The organism is Flavobacterium tructae (assembly GCF_002217475.1).
Classification (GTDB): domain Bacteria; phylum Bacteroidota; class Bacteroidia; order Flavobacteriales; family Flavobacteriaceae; genus Flavobacterium; species Flavobacterium tructae.
This window is the reverse complement of the sequence record NZ_MUHH01000004.1, coordinates 1-16,079: the sequence shown is the minus strand read 5'-3', so window position 1 is coordinate 16,079 and position 16,079 is coordinate 1. Positions and strand designations below refer to the sequence as shown.

General features: G+C 35.1%; 11 protein-coding genes. 2 read left to right on the top strand and 9 right to left on the bottom strand.

What is annotated here, in order from left to right; translation table 11 throughout:
• Positions 1 to 78: 78 nt before the first annotated feature.
• Positions 79 to 639, top strand: a complete 561-nt coding sequence (locus B0A80_RS01250; RefSeq protein WP_089076148.1) for a tetratricopeptide repeat protein — start codon at positions 79 to 81, stop codon at positions 637 to 639.
• 333 nt (positions 640 to 972) lie between these two features.
• Complete coding sequence (locus B0A80_RS01245) at positions 973 to 1,557, top strand: helix-turn-helix domain-containing protein (RefSeq protein WP_089076147.1); 585 nt, start codon at positions 973 to 975, stop codon at positions 1,555 to 1,557.
• Positions 1,558 to 1,835: 278 nt separating this feature from the next.
• Here B0A80_RS01245 and B0A80_RS01240 read toward each other — a convergent pair whose 3' ends face one another.
• From B0A80_RS01240 to B0A80_RS01200, 9 genes are all read right to left on the bottom strand, one after another.
• A complete protein-coding gene (locus tag B0A80_RS01240) occupies positions 1,836 to 3,518 on the bottom strand; it encodes a DUF4983 domain-containing protein (RefSeq protein WP_089076146.1) in 1,683 nt (560 codons plus the stop codon).
• 171 nt (positions 3,519 to 3,689) lie between these two features.
• Complete coding sequence (locus B0A80_RS01235; RefSeq protein WP_089076145.1) at positions 3,690 to 4,370, bottom strand: phosphonatase-like hydrolase; 681 nt, start codon at positions 4,368 to 4,370, stop codon at positions 3,690 to 3,692.
• 159 nt (positions 4,371 to 4,529) lie between these two features.
• A complete protein-coding gene (locus B0A80_RS01230; protein WP_089076144.1) occupies positions 4,530 to 5,687 on the bottom strand; it encodes a TIGR03364 family FAD-dependent oxidoreductase in 1,158 nt (385 codons plus the stop codon).
• Positions 5,688 to 5,832: 145 nt separating this feature from the next.
• Positions 5,833 to 7,116 (bottom strand): DUF5690 family protein, encoded by a 1,284-nt coding sequence (locus B0A80_RS01225; RefSeq protein WP_165769207.1) that lies wholly within the window; start codon positions 7,114 to 7,116, stop codon positions 5,833 to 5,835.
• A gap of 146 nt (positions 7,117 to 7,262) precedes the next feature.
• Entirely contained in the window at positions 7,263 to 10,139 is a 2,877-nt protein-coding gene (locus B0A80_RS01220) for a TonB-dependent receptor (RefSeq protein ID WP_089076142.1), read from the bottom strand.
• A 940-nt stretch (positions 10,140 to 11,079) separates the two neighbouring features.
• On the bottom strand, positions 11,080 to 11,439 hold the full coding sequence (locus B0A80_RS01215; protein WP_017495681.1) for a YegP family protein: 360 nt from the start codon (positions 11,437 to 11,439) through the stop codon (positions 11,080 to 11,082).
• A gap of 59 nt (positions 11,440 to 11,498) precedes the next feature.
• Entirely contained in the window at positions 11,499 to 13,013 is a 1,515-nt protein-coding gene (locus B0A80_RS01210; protein ID WP_233430681.1) for a sensor histidine kinase, read from the bottom strand.
• A gap of 444 nt (positions 13,014 to 13,457) precedes the next feature.
• The gene (locus tag B0A80_RS01205; RefSeq protein ID WP_026109902.1) at positions 13,458 to 14,108 is read right to left on the bottom strand and encodes a response regulator transcription factor; all 651 of its coding nucleotides are present in this window, start codon (positions 14,106 to 14,108) and stop codon (positions 13,458 to 13,460) included.
• Positions 14,109 to 14,198: 90 nt separating this feature from the next.
• The gene (locus B0A80_RS01200; RefSeq protein ID WP_089076141.1) at positions 14,199 to 15,794 is read right to left on the bottom strand and encodes a sensor histidine kinase; all 1,596 of its coding nucleotides are present in this window, start codon (positions 15,792 to 15,794) and stop codon (positions 14,199 to 14,201) included.
• Positions 15,795 to 16,079 lie beyond the last annotated feature (285 nt).

Genomic DNA, 16,079 nt, shown 5'->3' with positions numbered 1-16,079 from the left:
TTTAACTAAATTTAATCCCCCCATTTCTAATAAATCTTTTTAGGACTTGTTTAATCTGTTGGCTAAAATCTCAAAAGCATGAAATGGTTCAACACTTTAGTAATAAAAAAGTTTACGGAAAGACTTTCAAAACCCGTTTCTAATGATGGTTCTCTTCATCTGGAAAAGGGCAGACAGTTTTATTTGTCGAATCGGTTTCAGGATGCCCTGCTGCATTTAAACTGTGCGATCAATTCCGGATTTGATCAGGGGGTATATGCCTTAAGAGGAACTTGTCTTCAAAAACTGGATTACCATTATAATGCTATTGAGGATTTCGACAAAGCCATTGAAACTGATCCTTTAGAGTTTTCTATTTACTACAATCGGGCGGTATCCAAAAGAGCAATCTTAGATTTTACGGGCCACATAGAGGATTTGCACAATGCAATCTATTACTACAAGAAACATTCAACTATCGAAAATCAGGTGCTCAGAGCGTTCGAAGCCCATTTACAGGCTGCTAAAATGGACATAGAGGGCCCAATTCAAAACAGACATGAAATTCGCAAAGCTCCATCGTTAGAAATAAAATCGTTAATCAGGGATTCTCTCAACCTCATTAAAAAAACAAAGGTTAGAAATGTCACGGTGAATTGATTTCTGTCCTATTTTAAAAAGCTTCTTTTTAGTTTTTAAGTTCGTACTAAAAAAAATACACGGATGAAGCGGATTCGTTTCACAAAAACGCGGATGAAAGCGGATGAAAACGGATTTTTAGAAGAATAAAATGCGTAATCATGATAAAATAATCCTATCCCGGATAAAACAAAAAAATCCGTGCAGATCCGCGTCTTCACCTAGCGAATCCGTATCATCCATGTGCCATGATCCGAGCTATAAAAAATGTAAAATTAACGCAAAGGCTTCCCTGCTTTTGCAACTCACCCGCTAATTGTATTATATTTACCATACTAAACTGAAGTTTTTATTATGGAAGATTTTTTAATTGGTATTGGAAAGAGATTAAAAGAGATCAGGAAGAAAAATGCATTAACCATACACGAAGTAGCCAACAGAGCCGGAGTTAGCAACGGTTTGATTTCCAGAATTGAAAACGGAAGAACAATTCCTTCCCTACCCGTTCTAATTGAATTGATCCAATCCTTAAATACGGATGTGAGTTACTTTTTTGAAGGCGTTGAAAATACCAAGAATGCGAAATACATTCATATTAAAAAAGAAGATTATCAAAAAATAGAAAAAGAGGACCGTGCCGAAACTACCGGTTTTAACTATTATCATATTTTCAGTAAAAGCATTAACTCTATTGGTTTTGAAGCTGTAATTCTTGACGTAGAACCCAACTGTAAACGTGAAAAAGTAATTACAGATGCCTGGGAGTTCAAATACATCATTAAAGGAAGTGTGACTTATATTATAGATGATGCAGAAGTGGTTGTCAATGAAGGCGATTCGCTATGTTTCAACGGAAGGCATCCGCACGTGCCTCAAAACCGAACAACAGAAAACTGTGTGATGCTGGTGCTCTACTTTTATTCTGAGAGTAATAATTAGATTTAACCGTTTTTAACCGCAAAGAACGCTAAGTTATTTTTACAGGTCAAACCTTTTAAAAAACAAAGTTCGCAAAGCTTTGTAAATAAAACTTCGCGAATCTTGCATAACATCTGTGCGCTCTTTTCGGTTAAACCATCTCTTTACATTAAAAAACTTTGCGAACCTTGTGTAACATCTTAGCGTTCTTTGCGGTTAAACTCCAAGCCAGAATCAAATCAAAAAGGCTACCTTCAAAAAAGAAGATAACCCTTTAAAAAACAAAAAACACAAATTTTTTAGTTCGCTGTCGGAAGCCATGAACGGCCGTCTAATGACCAGCTTGTATTGATGGGTACACCAAACCATTGCAATGAAGAATAGGCGATATCTACCATCTTTGGAACTGCTCCTGTTGCGGTACCACATTTTAAGGTAGCTGTACTGCTTGTCCATGTTGGAGTATTTGGAAAAGCAAGGTTTACCTGCTGAACGCTTGAATCGGTAAAACTGTTTCCTGATCCGTTATCTCCTTTCCAATATCCAATAAGATTGGAGTAATCCGGATGTGAAGCGGTAACTGAAGAACAGGTATAATTTAAAATCGAAGCTTCCGATAAGGCTTTGTTCCATACACGCACCTCAGCAATATTTCCGTTTACATTGGCACCATATGTGAGCGTTCCGTCCTGTCCTATTGCGAAAGGCAGTCCGGAAGTCAGACTTCCGAAACTGGCTCCAATAGCAGCCTGCCCCACAAAAGCACCGTCCTGATACGTTTTAACCAATTTGGCTGTACGGTCTACTACAAGTGTCAAGTGATGCCATTTCCCATCATTGATTGTCCCACCGGAAATATCCACACGACTTTGAGTGTCCCCAATATTTACCTTCCATGTTCCTCCGGTATTGGCACAGATAACAAAACCTCGGTTTTTACCACTCACCCAGTTTTTATTCGAAACCAGCGAAGGATCACTGCTATATCCTGATGTTTTTACTCGACATTCTACTGTAAAACTCGAAGTTCCGAAATTGTAAAGTGCATTGGATGTTGAAGCATAAATAGAATTGGAATTAAAATTGACAAATTTACCCGTTACCGTTGTAGTGGGATCAACCGGTTTTTCGATTTTAGTCGAAGTAAAGTTTTTATTGTTGAAAATAGTAAAGATGTTTCGTTCTTCGTAAGAACTTCCGCCATGAGATCCGCTAGAACCTGTAACAATCCCTCCGTGATCCGGCGCTACCACAACCAGCCAGTCTTCATTGGCATAATTAGGTCTGTTCTTTAAAGCCGTTAAGATTTCACCTATGTAACCGTCTGTGGTTTCGATTGAAGATTTGTATTGTGGCACATTAAGCGAAAATCCATAGCTGTGTCCTGCATGATCCACATCATCAAAATGCAAAAATAAAGCATCCGGGTTGTCATTTGTAAGTGCGGCAACCACTTCATTTTTAACGGCCAAATCGGTGGTGAGCGTTTTCTCTACATCAATGCCATCCACAATATAGGTATTGATGGGTGCCCAATGCACAATCGACATGGTTTTTAAAGCAGAATTATACGTTTCAAGTCTTTTCAAAAAACTAGGATACGAGGTAAAATTCGGACTCGAAAATGAATTATCGGTTACGCCATGTTTTAAATGGGTCACACCGGTAAGCATCGTCGACCAGCCGTTTCCACTCCACGTAGGTGCTTCGGTCAATGCATCTAAACTGTAAACCGCATTCGGTAATAAAGCATGAACATTAGGAGTATTGGCTCCCATTAGGGCATCTCCACGACAGCCGTCGATTCCTATAATAAGCAATTTTCTGGTACCACTGCTTAAAGCAGATTTGCCGGTTTTAGAGTTTGTTTTAGCATTTACTGCCTGTTCGTCTTTCACAAGCGCTGAATCGTTGGTACAGGAAGTGACTAAAAGCACACTTGCAAGAATTGTAATGTAACTTAATCTAAAAATCTTTTTCATTGGGTTGAATTGTTTTATGGTTACTATTTATTTACTTGTTTGAAACTTTTCCTGCAGGGATATTGTTTTTACTAATTGTTAATTGATAATTGATAATTGTTAATTGTTAATTGTTACTTCTTTCTTCTTGCTTCTAACTTCTTGTTTCTAACATTATTCACATCAAACACCTCACTTCATAACACTATAAAGCGATGCCAGCGAATTTAATATGTAATCGGGCTGGGCTGCTTCAAGCTGCTGTCTGGTTTGTGCGCCGGATAAAACGCCTATTGTTACACCGCATTTAGCATTTTTACCTTCTTCAATATCTATCGCAGAATCTCCCGCTTTTAGTACTTTTGAAGCGTCTGTAATTGCAAATAATTGCATGGCTTTGTATATCATATCCGGAAATGGACGTCCCAGCACTACATCATCGGCGGTGATTAAGGCATCGTATTGGTTTCCTTCCTTCCAGTTTAACTTTTCTAATAAGGTATTCGCAACGTGACTGCTGTAACCAGTGTTTAGTACCACTTTTACACCGTCCTTTTTTAAATTTTCAAAAACATTTTCAACGCCTTCAATAGGTAAAACGGAAGCTGAAAGATATTCATTGTCCAGTGTTTCTTTAAAATATTCGAATATTACATCTGATTTATTCTCGTCTGTGATGTTATTGTATTCTAAAATATCCCTGATCGCCTGATGTTTTTCTTTTCCTGCTCCTAATGACAATACCGATTCCAAAGAAACCTCGATCCCGAATTTGTTGATGGATTTATGCAATGTTTTGTAAACTATATTTTGCTCATTTATTGTTGTTCCTGCCATATCAAAAACAACCATTTCAATTTCATTAATTTTCATTTTGTGTATTTATTTTAAAAAATTTATAGTTTTTGGTTGGTGGTTAATGGTTGATGGTTTAAAATCTATTGTTTATTGCTCTAGAAAGCACTATAAATGTAGATTATAAACTATGATTAATAATTTCCCATATAACTCATAACTCAAAACTTACAATCCCTATGCATTAAAAATTGTATCAATATTATGTTTGGCAAATCCTGCACTTCCCGTCATGCCCTTTCCTCCTATTCCGGTTATGATGTGAATATTCTGGTCAACGGTGTATTCGAAAATATCTTTGGTCTTACATTGCGAGTACATTCCAAACCATCTGTTCTGGATTTCATAAGTAGGCAAATCGATTATCTTTTTGGCTTCTTCAATCATAAAATGATCGATGTCCATATTCAGATCAAATCCCAAAGAATCAATTTCTTTTGCGGGAGCATACTCATGAGAATCTCCTAAAATCACCGAACCGTCAAGGGCTTGCTTGAACAGGATATGAACGCCATACTTTTTCTCAAAACTATCCGGATTCTCTTTTGCTTTGATGGCCTGATACGATTTACATTCTTCAAACGATTCATATCTTCTGATGGTCAATCCCGTTAAAATAGAGCCGTCCAGTTTGTAATTATTCTGAGGTTTCGTCTGCAGCATCTGTAGTTTAGAAACAATCAGATCGCTGTTGTTGTAAATCTCAGGATATAATATTTTGAAATCACTTCCGTTACAAATAATAATTTTTGAAGCTTTGTATACTGCACCTGCCGCAGTTCTTGCTATTACTTCATCGTTTAGGTCCCGGGTTTCTACGACAGTAGTATTCATAAACAAATCAAGTCCAAGATTAGCTGTCATATACTGATGTAATTTATGAATCATTGTGGAAGGTTCAACGGTAACTTCCTGCGGAAAAAACAATCCTCCTTTACAATAGTCAGCACGTAAACCGTCATATTTATTCAGGCATTGCTCCTTAGTCAGCAAATTAGATTCGTAATCGTTCGAAATATTAATCTGATGGAGTTCTTCAATCAATTGTAATTCTTCTTCATTTGAAGCCAGATAAACAGTTCCGTTCTGACGGATACTAATGTCAAACTGCGATTGAATATCTTTATAAATCTTTAAACTTTCTTTTCCAAAATTCTGCCATTTTCGATCCATTCCGGACGGTACAACCTGTCCAAAATTTCTAACGGTCGCACCTTCCGGTTTACTATTTTTTTCCAGAATGGCAACCGACATTCCTTTTTTCAGGGCATGGTAGGCGTGAAATGTGCCCAGAACTCCCGACCCGACAATTATTAAATCATACTTCTCTTTCATGTTTGTGTTTTTATTTGTTTTACTGTTTATTTGTTTTTGGTTTGTTGTTTCAGGTTTCAGGTTTCAAGTTTCAAGTTTTAAGTTTCAGGTTTCAAGTTTCAGGTTTTCCACGGCGTCTCAAATCTTGCATCTTGCATCTCATAACTCACATCTCATAACTCATAGCCGCATGAATTTTAGCAGTCTTTCTAAACTTCCTTTTAAAATAGTTAAAGGACATGATGGTAGTGATGATCCCAACAAAAGAGAGCAGATAAATACAGGTGGTAAAAAAGCTTAACAGGGAAATATTCTTGTCACCAAAATTTTTAAAAAACAATACCAATACACTTCCTAAGTAACCAAAAGCATCGGCGATGTAAATTAAAAATCCGGTATTTCCATCTATCTTATAAGTGGCAATCATACGGTCAAAAAACAAACCGTTGAACGGAATGTAGCAAACGTACATTCCAAATCCGGAAATCATCATCCACAGAAGTGGCGACATTAAGTGCTTTTGAAACAATAAGGTTGTGATCCCTATAAGTACAGAACCCAGGAGCAATACCAAATGATAATTTTTGAAGGCTTTGTAGTTGTTTTTCATACTTCCTAAAAATCCTAAAATGACCAAAACAGATATCGCAATAGGAATCTCGGAATACATATAAATCGAAATACTCTCTTTGTATCCCAAAGAATCCCATAATTCTCTTGCAAAATTATCTCTGAATTCACGCATTGCCGTTAACATGGCATAAAAAATGATCAGTATGGTCAACGGAAAAGCAAATTGTCGGAATAATGATGCACGTTCTTTTTTATCTAAAGGTCTTCGTTTGGATTTCATGACCAGATCTTCGTCATCCGGATTTGGGATTTTTTCCAAAAACAATGAAAATACGATTAGCGGAACAATAAAAAGTAATCCCGAAACAAAAGGCATCCAAAACTCATTGCACCCCAAAATCTTCAGAACAAATACTCCGACAGATTTTGCCGCTCCTGAGGAAACGATAAAACTCGAGCATAAAATTACCCCCAGTAATTCAGTTGTCTTTCGGCCTTCAATATAAGAGAAAACGATTCCCCAAATCATTCCCAAAGGCAATCCGTTGATGAATAAAAATAGAATGTTATAAGGTGCCGGTACCAAAGCAAAGCCCAGCAAAGCCAGTTCTGAAATGGCTATAAAACTGATTAAATATAAAATTCTCCTGGCCGACTTTAATTCGGATATGATTTTGATTCCTAAAAATTTAGAAAAAGTATAGCCTAAAACCTGTGCTAAAATGAGTAGAATTTTATAATCTATTCCCCAAAAAGACAACTGATCGAAAGTAGCGACCGTAAAAGGTTTTCTGAAAGCATACATACAAAAATAAGTGCCGAATGCCGCTATGGACGTTTTGAGTATGAACCTGAAATTAGACGCTTTTTTAGACATTAGTTCTTAAGATTTAACGTGATGGGGTTGTGATCAATGTGAAATAAGTACGGTTGTTTTAGAAACCCGTTGATTGCAGCAGATTAAAAAAAAATAAACTGTAAAAATAAAATCTGCGCACATCCAACGGGTTAACTTATAGTTGTCTATAAATTATATTTTAAACCAAGGTTAAACTTCATTCCGTAATATTCTACCTGTTTTGGGCGGTTTGGTGTTTCTCCAAAATGGTACATCAAAGGCTCATTCAATACATTATTTACATCACTGAAAATGGTAAAATGATCTCCAATTTTATAGGAAGCAGAAAAATCAAGCGAGTTGTATTTACCGTAATAAATATCATTCATGTCTGTATTTTTAGCATTGGCATCAAAACTTGTGGCATAAGCTCCTTTATGGTTGAAGGCAGCTCTCACATTCAGTTTACCGCTCTCATAAAACAGTTGCAAGTTGTATAATTGTTTTGCCTGATAAGGTGTTGATACTTTTCTTCCGTTAGGATTGTTAGCATTTTTTCCTAAAGTCATTTCAGAGTCCATAAGAGTTGCATTGATCTGAGTTCCAAAATATTTCAGGAATCCCGGCAAGAAGCTGAATCTCTTGGTAATTCCAAATTCAACTCCGCCAATCCACGCATTTCCTCCGTTAGCAGGTGAACTGATTTCTATATCAGGAATGCCGTTAATGGTACCCTGATAAGTATCGTCAAAAATTGGATCTGTAATCGATTTGTAGAATACTCCGGCGTTAATGATTCCCACTTCGTCAAGGAAATACTCTCCTAACAAATCAAAGTTCCAGGAATAGGTAGGGTTCAAATTTGGATTTCCTCCTGCATACTCTCCGTCAATCGTGTTTAATGAACCTGCCGGTGAAATGTCTCCAAAATTAGGTCTTGCAAATGTTCTGGTTATTGCAAAACGTAGGTTCAAATTCTCAATCGGAGTGTATTTTACGTGCAACATTGGAAGCACTGACGTATATGTTTTAGTATTCTCAGCATCTACCACCACATTGTTTTCTACTGTTTTACCCGTTACCTGTGTTATGGTATTGGTTACACGCAGACCTCCCAAAACAGTCCATTTATCAGACAGATTATAGGTAGACATCGCATAAACAGAAGAGGTTGTCTCCCCTACATTAAAGTTTCTTCCTAATCCTTTTCCCAGTTCCGGAATCTGCGAATCAGCAGGATTTAAAACCAGATTTGCTTTTGAGGTATTGAATAATTTTGTCATTCCGTCCGGAGATAAAACCGGACCGAAACTATTTCCAATCAAAGTGCCTGTTTCTTTCCTTAAGTAATCTGTACCTCCCGGTTGAAGAATTAAATCAGAAGCATAGTTGGACAAATAAGGAGTTGGAGAACCCGTCCAGCTGTAGTATTCGTCTCTAAAAGTAGCGATACGATCTTTATCTGTTACTTTCGCTCCGAACTTCATTTTAAGATTCTCATTAAAATTATGCTCGTAGTTTACAGCCGCAATAATGTTGTCTCTTTCTACGATATTGATTTTGTAAAGTTCTAAAGTAGAGAACTTCATTTTTGTTGGATCTGTTTTGAAATTTGGATCGGAATAAAAATCAAATATTGATTTTGGATTGCTTGGATCCATAATTCCGCCATCAGCAGCCCAATACGCTCTTGGACCTCCTGCTCCACCACTGGCAAGCGGCACTGTTTTTAAATATTCGGGTTTAACCCCTACTCCGGTTTGATTGAACTGAATTAAAAAATAACTGTTGTCTTCTGCATTTGGAATGTTGCCATACTTAAACCTGTTTCGATAAGAAGCCAGACTCCAGTCTAATTTTCCGTTCGCTAACTGATGTTTTCCTCCTAAATCAAGACCTAAAAATTGTGTCATTAATTGGTTGTGAATATCTTGCTGTTCCACCGTTAACGCATTTGTTGTACCGTTGAATTTATCAAATCGGATACGGTGTTTGTAATGTGTTTCTTCATCTGTAAGTCCGCCATAAGTTACTTTCAGAAAAATTTTATCTCTCGATGAAGGATTAAACTCCATTGCACCATTTAAACCTGTGGTTTTTCTAACTCCGGTGTAATCTCTCAACTCCAATCTGTAAACGCCCTGATCACCTTGTCTTCTCGCCTCGTAATTATCGGTAGCCCAGTTTCTATCCCAATACGTACCATTGATAATGTATCCAAACTTTCCATTTTTACTTTTGTCCCCTATTGTAAGCGATCCACTATAAATCCCTTTATCAGATTTTTGATTGTATCCACTAAAAGCACTTGCTTTAATTGTTCTTTTCGTTGGAGCGGTTTGTGTAGTAAAATTGACACTTCCGCCAATCGCATCACCATCCATGTCGGGTGTAAGCGCTTTAGTAGCTTCAACATAGGCGATAAGATCTGAAGGGAAAAAATCAAATGCGGTAGCTCTCGAAGTCGTTTCTTCTTCTGCAGTTGGAATTCTGTTTCCGTTAATTGTAGTCGACGACCAAAATGGCGGTAATCCTCTCACCGATACGAAACGTCCTTCACCCTGATCACGCTCTATTGAAACTCCCGGCATACGCTGTACGGTTTCGGCAGCATTACGATCCGGTAGTTTTCCAATCCCGTCGGCAGCAATTACATTTACAATACTCATTGATTTTTTCTGCATGTTCAATGCTCTCGCTTCACTATTTCTTTGAGCCATTCCGCTCACGACAACTTCATTCAGTTCTTTGGAATTGCTTTGCAGTTGAATGATTCCTAACTTTAACTGTTGATTGTCTTTAATATCAATTTTTATATTCTTTACCTCATATCCTATATAGGAGATCTGTAATTCAAAGCTGCCCGATCCTACATCCTGAATTGTAAAATAACCACTAAAATCAGTTGTTGCTTTTTGATTATTAGACAGTACAATGGTTGCGCCCGGAAGTGGGGACTGCGCATCGGTAATCGTTCCGCTTATTGTTGCCTTTTGGGCGGTCATGTTTTGAGTAAAAAGTGCAACCGAAAAAATTAAAATTGCCTTGTAAATTGTTTTCATGGTTAATTTGTTTACAAATATTAAATTTATACAAGCAAATAAACAATGATTTTTATAAATAGTAAATAATCAAAAATTATCTAATTGTTAAAGAAAAGAAAATTGAGAGGTCCAATTTGTTAAGTATTTGTAAAAAAATAGTTTTATAATCCTTGAAATATTGACAGAATAGTGCTTGATTTACATCTTTAAAGTGAGGAAATTCAAGGAAAGTAGCAGATAAAATACTGCACGGAGCATAAGTTAAGTATTGATTAAGCGTAACTTCCCTGGAAAGTTATTTTTTTTACTATTTGTAAAATATTAATCTTTTTTTTTACCAAAAAACAATAAAAAAAGTAATAAAATAAAACGGACAAGTAACAAAGACGCAAATGTTTTTCAGCTTATCGCAGATCAAGAACAGAAGCTGCGGAAAAAAGGGCTGAAAGCCTGAAAAGCAACAGCATAGTGCAAAGCACTATGTATTAGATCAAGATACAGAATTGCCCTGAAGGGGCAAAAGCAATTTTCATCCCCAACAAATTCAAAAAAAACGCTCGCATTCTTAAAGAATCTTATACAAAATATGTGGATGCCTTCCTTTTCGATCAGGCTTTTGCCCTTTCAGGGCGTAACCTATAATTGCCATTATCATTCATAGTGCTGCACATCATGTTAATGCTAAAACTCTTTCAGAGCAAATCTGACCAGATATCTTCCTGGTTAGATTATCTAAACTTTTTGTTTAATTACCAACTTTACAACTGATTCTTTTTTAGGTTTTTAATTTATAACTTGAGTTTATTAAAAACAAAAAAGACCGCAAAAGCGGTCTTAGGTGTGTAATATACCAATTAAATTATCTAAAAAACGATTCCGTTATTACAATCCGGAAAACGACAAAAGTTCATTGTTTTATAAAATCAAACCGAATGGCAGACGGTTTTATTGAATAACTCTAAAATGCTGCACTCTCAGCCAATACTGTATTAGAGTGATCTTCTACAATAGCGTGTGGTGCATATTTTCTAAATTCCAGTATTCCTTCATCGCGGGAATCTCTGTCTTTAAATATTTTACTTGTTCCGATAATCTTTCCGTTAAAAGCTTTAAGATTAAAATATCTTTCATCTTTTGAATTTGTTTTCCGGAAGAATTTTGTGTTGTCCTGTGAATTAACTTTTACTGATTCAATCCCTTTCATACACATGAATTTTCGGGTATAATCGCCACTGCTTAAAATAATTTCACCATTTTTATTTACAAATTCGAATTGAAATTCTCCATTGGCTTTTTTAATAACGATAAATTTTTCCATTCTAAAAATAATTATTTATGTAATCTGAAATTCTATTTATAATGCTGAACACAGCACCTTTAATCTTTAAAAAAGACTTTAAAAGTTGTCCCCTCTCCTACCTGACTTTCTACTGTAATGTTTCCATTCATAGATTCGATCTGATTTTTTGTAATGTATAAGCCCAAACCGTTTGCTTTTTCGTGTTTGTGAAATGTTTTATACATTCCGAAAATTAAATCTCCGTGTTTTTTAAGATCAATTCCCAAACCATTGTCTTTTATGGTGAATACTTTTCTTCCATTTTCTCTGAAAAAATTAAATTCAACGATCAGTGGTTTTTTAGGATCTGCATATTTTATAGCATTGCTACTTAGATTTTGCAATACACTTTCAAGATATGCCGGATTAAAATGAACCACTGCTTCAGGGGAAACGTTGTTGATTATCGTAACATTATTCTTGTTGTTATAGGCATTAACAATGTTGAGTACCCTGTTTAAATAACTGTTTAAATTCAGCGCCTCGATATTAATTTCGGCATTGTTTTGAACATTTACAATTTGCGACAGATCTTCAATTGTTTTACTAAGATCTCCGGAAACCGCACGCAGGTATTTTAATGTTTCAACTTTTTCATCAAAACCTTCTTCTGAATCGATCAAGTCCAAAAGAACTTTAAAATTACCTGCGTGCGAGTTTAGGTTATGAGAAACGATGTGCGAAAAATTCAACAATCTGTTGTTCTTTTCTTTATACACTTCCATTTCTCTTCTTAACTCAAGCTCTTTCTCTTTTTGAAAAGAAACATTGCTGTAAGTTCCTATTACTTTTAATGGTTTTCCTTCAAGATCACGCTCGGTCACCATTCCTTTACTGAGAATCCATTTGTAATTTTTATTTGAGGTTAACACACGTTGAAAATTTTCGTAGTAAGGAGTTCTGTTATCAAAATGATAGTTAAATGCCTTTTGACAATCCTCAACATCCTCCGGATGTATCATTTTCTTCCATCCCTCACAAGTATAAGAAATATCAGAAGCTTTTAATTCCAATATATTTAAGGCTTGCGGCGAATAATAAATTCGATCACTGGTTAGATCCCAATCCCAAATGCCTTCGTTTGAAGTCATCAGCATAAACCTAAAACGTTCTTCCGTTCTTCTGAGTTTTAACTCCTGCTCCTTTAATTCGGTAATATCAGTTATACGACCATAAAATTCCGTACTTCCATCTTTATTGACTATTCTTTTTGAAGTCACTTTAAACCAGCTTAATCCGTTGAAAGGTAATTCTGCCCTGAACACAACACTCCATTTTCTTCTTTTTTTAATAGCGTCGAATAAAGAGTTTTTCACTCTTTTTTTATCATCCTGATGAATTCGATCGTATATAGAAAGTACGGTATTAGTAAACATGGTATTGGATAAAACTTCAAACATTTCATAAGTAGCGTCATTTATAAATGGCATTTCATAATCGTTATCTGCCGAAATCGTAAATACGAAAAGAGCGTCATGAACCTCATCAAATGCTTTAGATTTAAAAACATTCACATTTGCCTTCTTCTTTGTATTATAAAAATCGAATTCCATAGTCTTACTTTTATACATTCCCTTTCTATTAACTGTAGTTTTCTTTAGCACTAAAATTTGCATTAGATTATAAAAGCACTATTTGTTGATCAGACGGCGATCTTCTAAAAAAATAAAAATTGACCTGATTTTTATAACCCAAAAAACAAAAACAAAAAAAGCCGTCCGTAACAACAAAAGAGTATCTTTTAATACAGGAAGCTAGATGCTGAAAAAAAATAATCCATTCTGCTACAAATCCATCTTATTTATAAAGTTCCAGCAACTGCGTCTTCCTGACAAAACAAAAATACATGCAATAAAATCAATACGTTATAGAACATGGAACGCCTTGTTGTAGAATTATTTCTACAGAAAAAACATCACAAAAAAAATATGAATCACAAAAAAAACAGGCACTTAAAAAGTCCTGTTTTTTAAAATAGGTTTGAAGTACGTTGTTTATCAATCCGCATACAACTGAAAAACTTTAATCAAATCGGCCAGATTATCAATTTCCAGCTTTTCAAAAATCCTGTTTTTATAGGTGCTTACTGTTGTTTTTTTAATGTTCAGATGTTCAATTATTTCGAGATTGCCGTAGCCTTTAATTAAAAGCTGTGCCACTTCGATTTCTCTGTTGGACAATACATCTAATGGGTTTGTTGGTTTTTTTGAAATATAAGAGTCCAGAATCCTGTCTTTAAGATTCTGCGTAATATACTTTCCGGACAAAATCATCGAACTGATTGCGTTTTTCATTTCTTCCTCCGAAGTTTCTTTGTTCAGGTATCCGGATGCTCCGGCATTCAGATAACGCATTGCATAGATATTCTCATCATAAGCGGAGAAGATCAGTATTTTCACTTCGGGCTGGATGGATTTAATCTCTGTTATGATGCTGATACTGTTTCCATCAGGAAAATTCACATCTAAAATTAATAAATCTATACTCTGTTCTTTTAAAATAGTAAGGGTATCCTTAAAATTTCCGGCTTTATGAATTAAAGCATTCGAAAATAACTCTTTTATCATCAAAGAAACGCCTTGTCGAACCACACTATGGTCATCAGCTACTAAAAAGCTATAGTTATTGGATGGGGATTTCATTTTCATTTACCTAATTTAGGGTTGTTTCAGCGCTTTTCTCTAACTAATTGCCTTTTTACTGTCAATATACAAAAAGTATATTAATTTGGTCTTATTTTAAACTAAACTTATGAAGAGGTTGAAAATAATCGTTGTCCCTTTGCCTTCTTCGCTTTGAACATCTATTTTCCCATCAAACAATTCTACTATTTCTTTACACAAATTGAGCCCCAAACCTACGCCAAGATCATTTACTTTTCCTGAAACGGTACCCTGATAATAAAGTTCGAATATGTTTTTCAGGTCATTCTTGGCAATTCCTATTCCACTGTCTTCAATTTCTATTTTTAAATTTACTTGCTTATCGGAGGTCTTCTCAAGATCCATCGCAATTTTTATCAATCCATTTTCGGTAAACTTATTCGCATTACCAATAATGTTATAAAAAAGCTGATGAATTTTTGCTGCATCGGAATTCACTTCAAGATTTGAAATCAGATTAGAATTCACTTCAATCTTGTTTCCTTTACTTTCAACCAATGAAGCCATCGAATTAACAATCTGATGAATTTCTTCCTTAAGCAGGAATTTCTTATTGTTTAATTTGGGCTCATAATTTCCATCTTTCGAATACTCCAGAATCTGATTGGCCAAAAGAAGCAATGAGTTTGTAGTAAACTGAATTGATTTAAAAGTATCTTTTATTTCAGCATCCTTTATAGATGCACTTATCATTTTACTATAAATTGAAATGATGCTTAAAGGAGATCTGATTTCATGACTGATCATTCCCATAATTCTGTTCTTAAAACTTAGGTTTTCTCGGATCTGCATCTGAGCGATAGTCAGTCTTTTTTCATATTGAAAAGCCAGTCTTGTGAAGCCAAAAAGTACAAGCGAAACGATAAACATCATTAAGATCAAAATCGCAATGGTATAACTTCTCGCAATTTTATTTGAATCGTATTGCTTTTGCAATTGCTTTTGAGTATTATCCTGAAGCAATTTCAACGAATTGTTGTAATTCGGCATAATCTCTGCCTCTAAGTTCAGTAATTCGTTATTAAACTCTTTTAGTTTAGCATCCTGATCTTTTAAATTGGCAAATGATCTCTTTAGATTCTTAAACTGTTCTTCGTAAAATTTATTAGTCGTATTAAACAGGTTAGCAAATTGTTCTTCAATGCTTCCGGTTACTACTTTATTATCATATTTCATTGTAACCGTAATCTTCAACTGCTCTTTCTGCACATCCACTTTTCCGGCCAAAGCAGCTCCCAATCTTGAAAACAAACCTTTTTTAGACACACTATCTACTTTTATATATGAGTCAGTTTTGATACTGTCTAAAATCTTCTTATACGCAAATTTGTTCAGTTTAAAAGGTTTAGACAAAGTAGTCTTGTCCGGATTGATTTGTGACTCGATAATAGAATCGATACTTAATTTTATCGATTCGACAGAACTCTCAGACTGATTCTTTTCTTTAAGAATCCTCATGAACTCCTTATTGTCTTTTGTAATCAAGGTTAAGCTGTCAATCAATCGGCTGATCTCATTTAAGGAAGCGGTGTACTTATTTAGTGATTCTTTGTCTTTATAATAGGTATAATTGTTAAAACTTTTTTGAGAACTGACAAATGAATTATTAATACCGCTGGTAAAATTCGTTATTCTGTTCAATGAATCCATCGAGTTTAAAGTCTTCGACATTTCTGATTCATTAGACGATTCGTTGTACCAAATAACTATTGCAATTATTTGTAAAAGAATAACACAGGCTATTAAAGTGTAGTGAGTTATCTTTCTGTGTTTGAACTTTAGTTTAAAAAAACTAAAAGTACTATTTAAGGAATGTTTTCTAATCAAAATTTATATTTTAAAATGATAAATAAAATAATGAGTCAAAGAATCAAATCAATAACTCATGCCACTTTTTTAATTAGGTATCGAAAGAACATCCTGAATGATGTACTACATTTTGAATAAATATTGTTC

What these genes read in the sequence shown, in the direction of transcription:
- B0A80_RS01250 (WP_089076148.1), top strand. Translation starts at nt 79, where the DNA reads ATGAAATGGTTCAACACTTTAGTAATAAAAAAGTTTACGGAAAGACTT.
- B0A80_RS01245 (WP_089076147.1), top strand. Translation starts at nt 973, where the DNA reads ATGGAAGATTTTTTAATTGGTATTGGAAAGAGATTAAAAGAGATCAGG.
- B0A80_RS01240 (WP_089076146.1), bottom strand. Translation starts at nt 3,518, where the DNA reads ATGAAAAAGATTTTTAGATTAAGTTACATTACAATTCTTGCAAGTGTG.
- B0A80_RS01235 (WP_089076145.1), bottom strand. Translation starts at nt 4,370, where the DNA reads ATGAAAATTAATGAAATTGAAATGGTTGTTTTTGATATGGCAGGAACA.
- B0A80_RS01230 (WP_089076144.1), bottom strand. Translation starts at nt 5,687, where the DNA reads ATGAAAGAGAAGTATGATTTAATAATTGTCGGGTCGGGAGTTCTGGGC.
- B0A80_RS01225 (WP_165769207.1), bottom strand. Translation starts at nt 7,116, where the DNA reads ATGTCTAAAAAAGCGTCTAATTTCAGGTTCATACTCAAAACGTCCATA.
- B0A80_RS01220 (WP_089076142.1), bottom strand. Translation starts at nt 10,139, where the DNA reads ATGAAAACAATTTACAAGGCAATTTTAATTTTTTCGGTTGCACTTTTT.
- B0A80_RS01215 (WP_017495681.1), bottom strand. Translation starts at nt 11,439, where the DNA reads ATGGAAAAATTTATCGTTATTAAAAAAGCCAATGGAGAATTTCAATTC.
- B0A80_RS01210 (WP_233430681.1), bottom strand. Translation starts at nt 13,013, where the DNA reads ATGGAATTCGATTTTTATAATACAAAGAAGAAGGCAAATGTGAATGTT.
- B0A80_RS01205 (WP_026109902.1), bottom strand. Translation starts at nt 14,108, where the DNA reads ATGAAAATGAAATCCCCATCCAATAACTATAGCTTTTTAGTAGCTGAT.
- B0A80_RS01200 (WP_089076141.1), bottom strand. Translation starts at nt 15,794, where the DNA reads ATGTCGAAGACTTTAAACTCGATGGATTCATTGAACAGAATAACGAAT.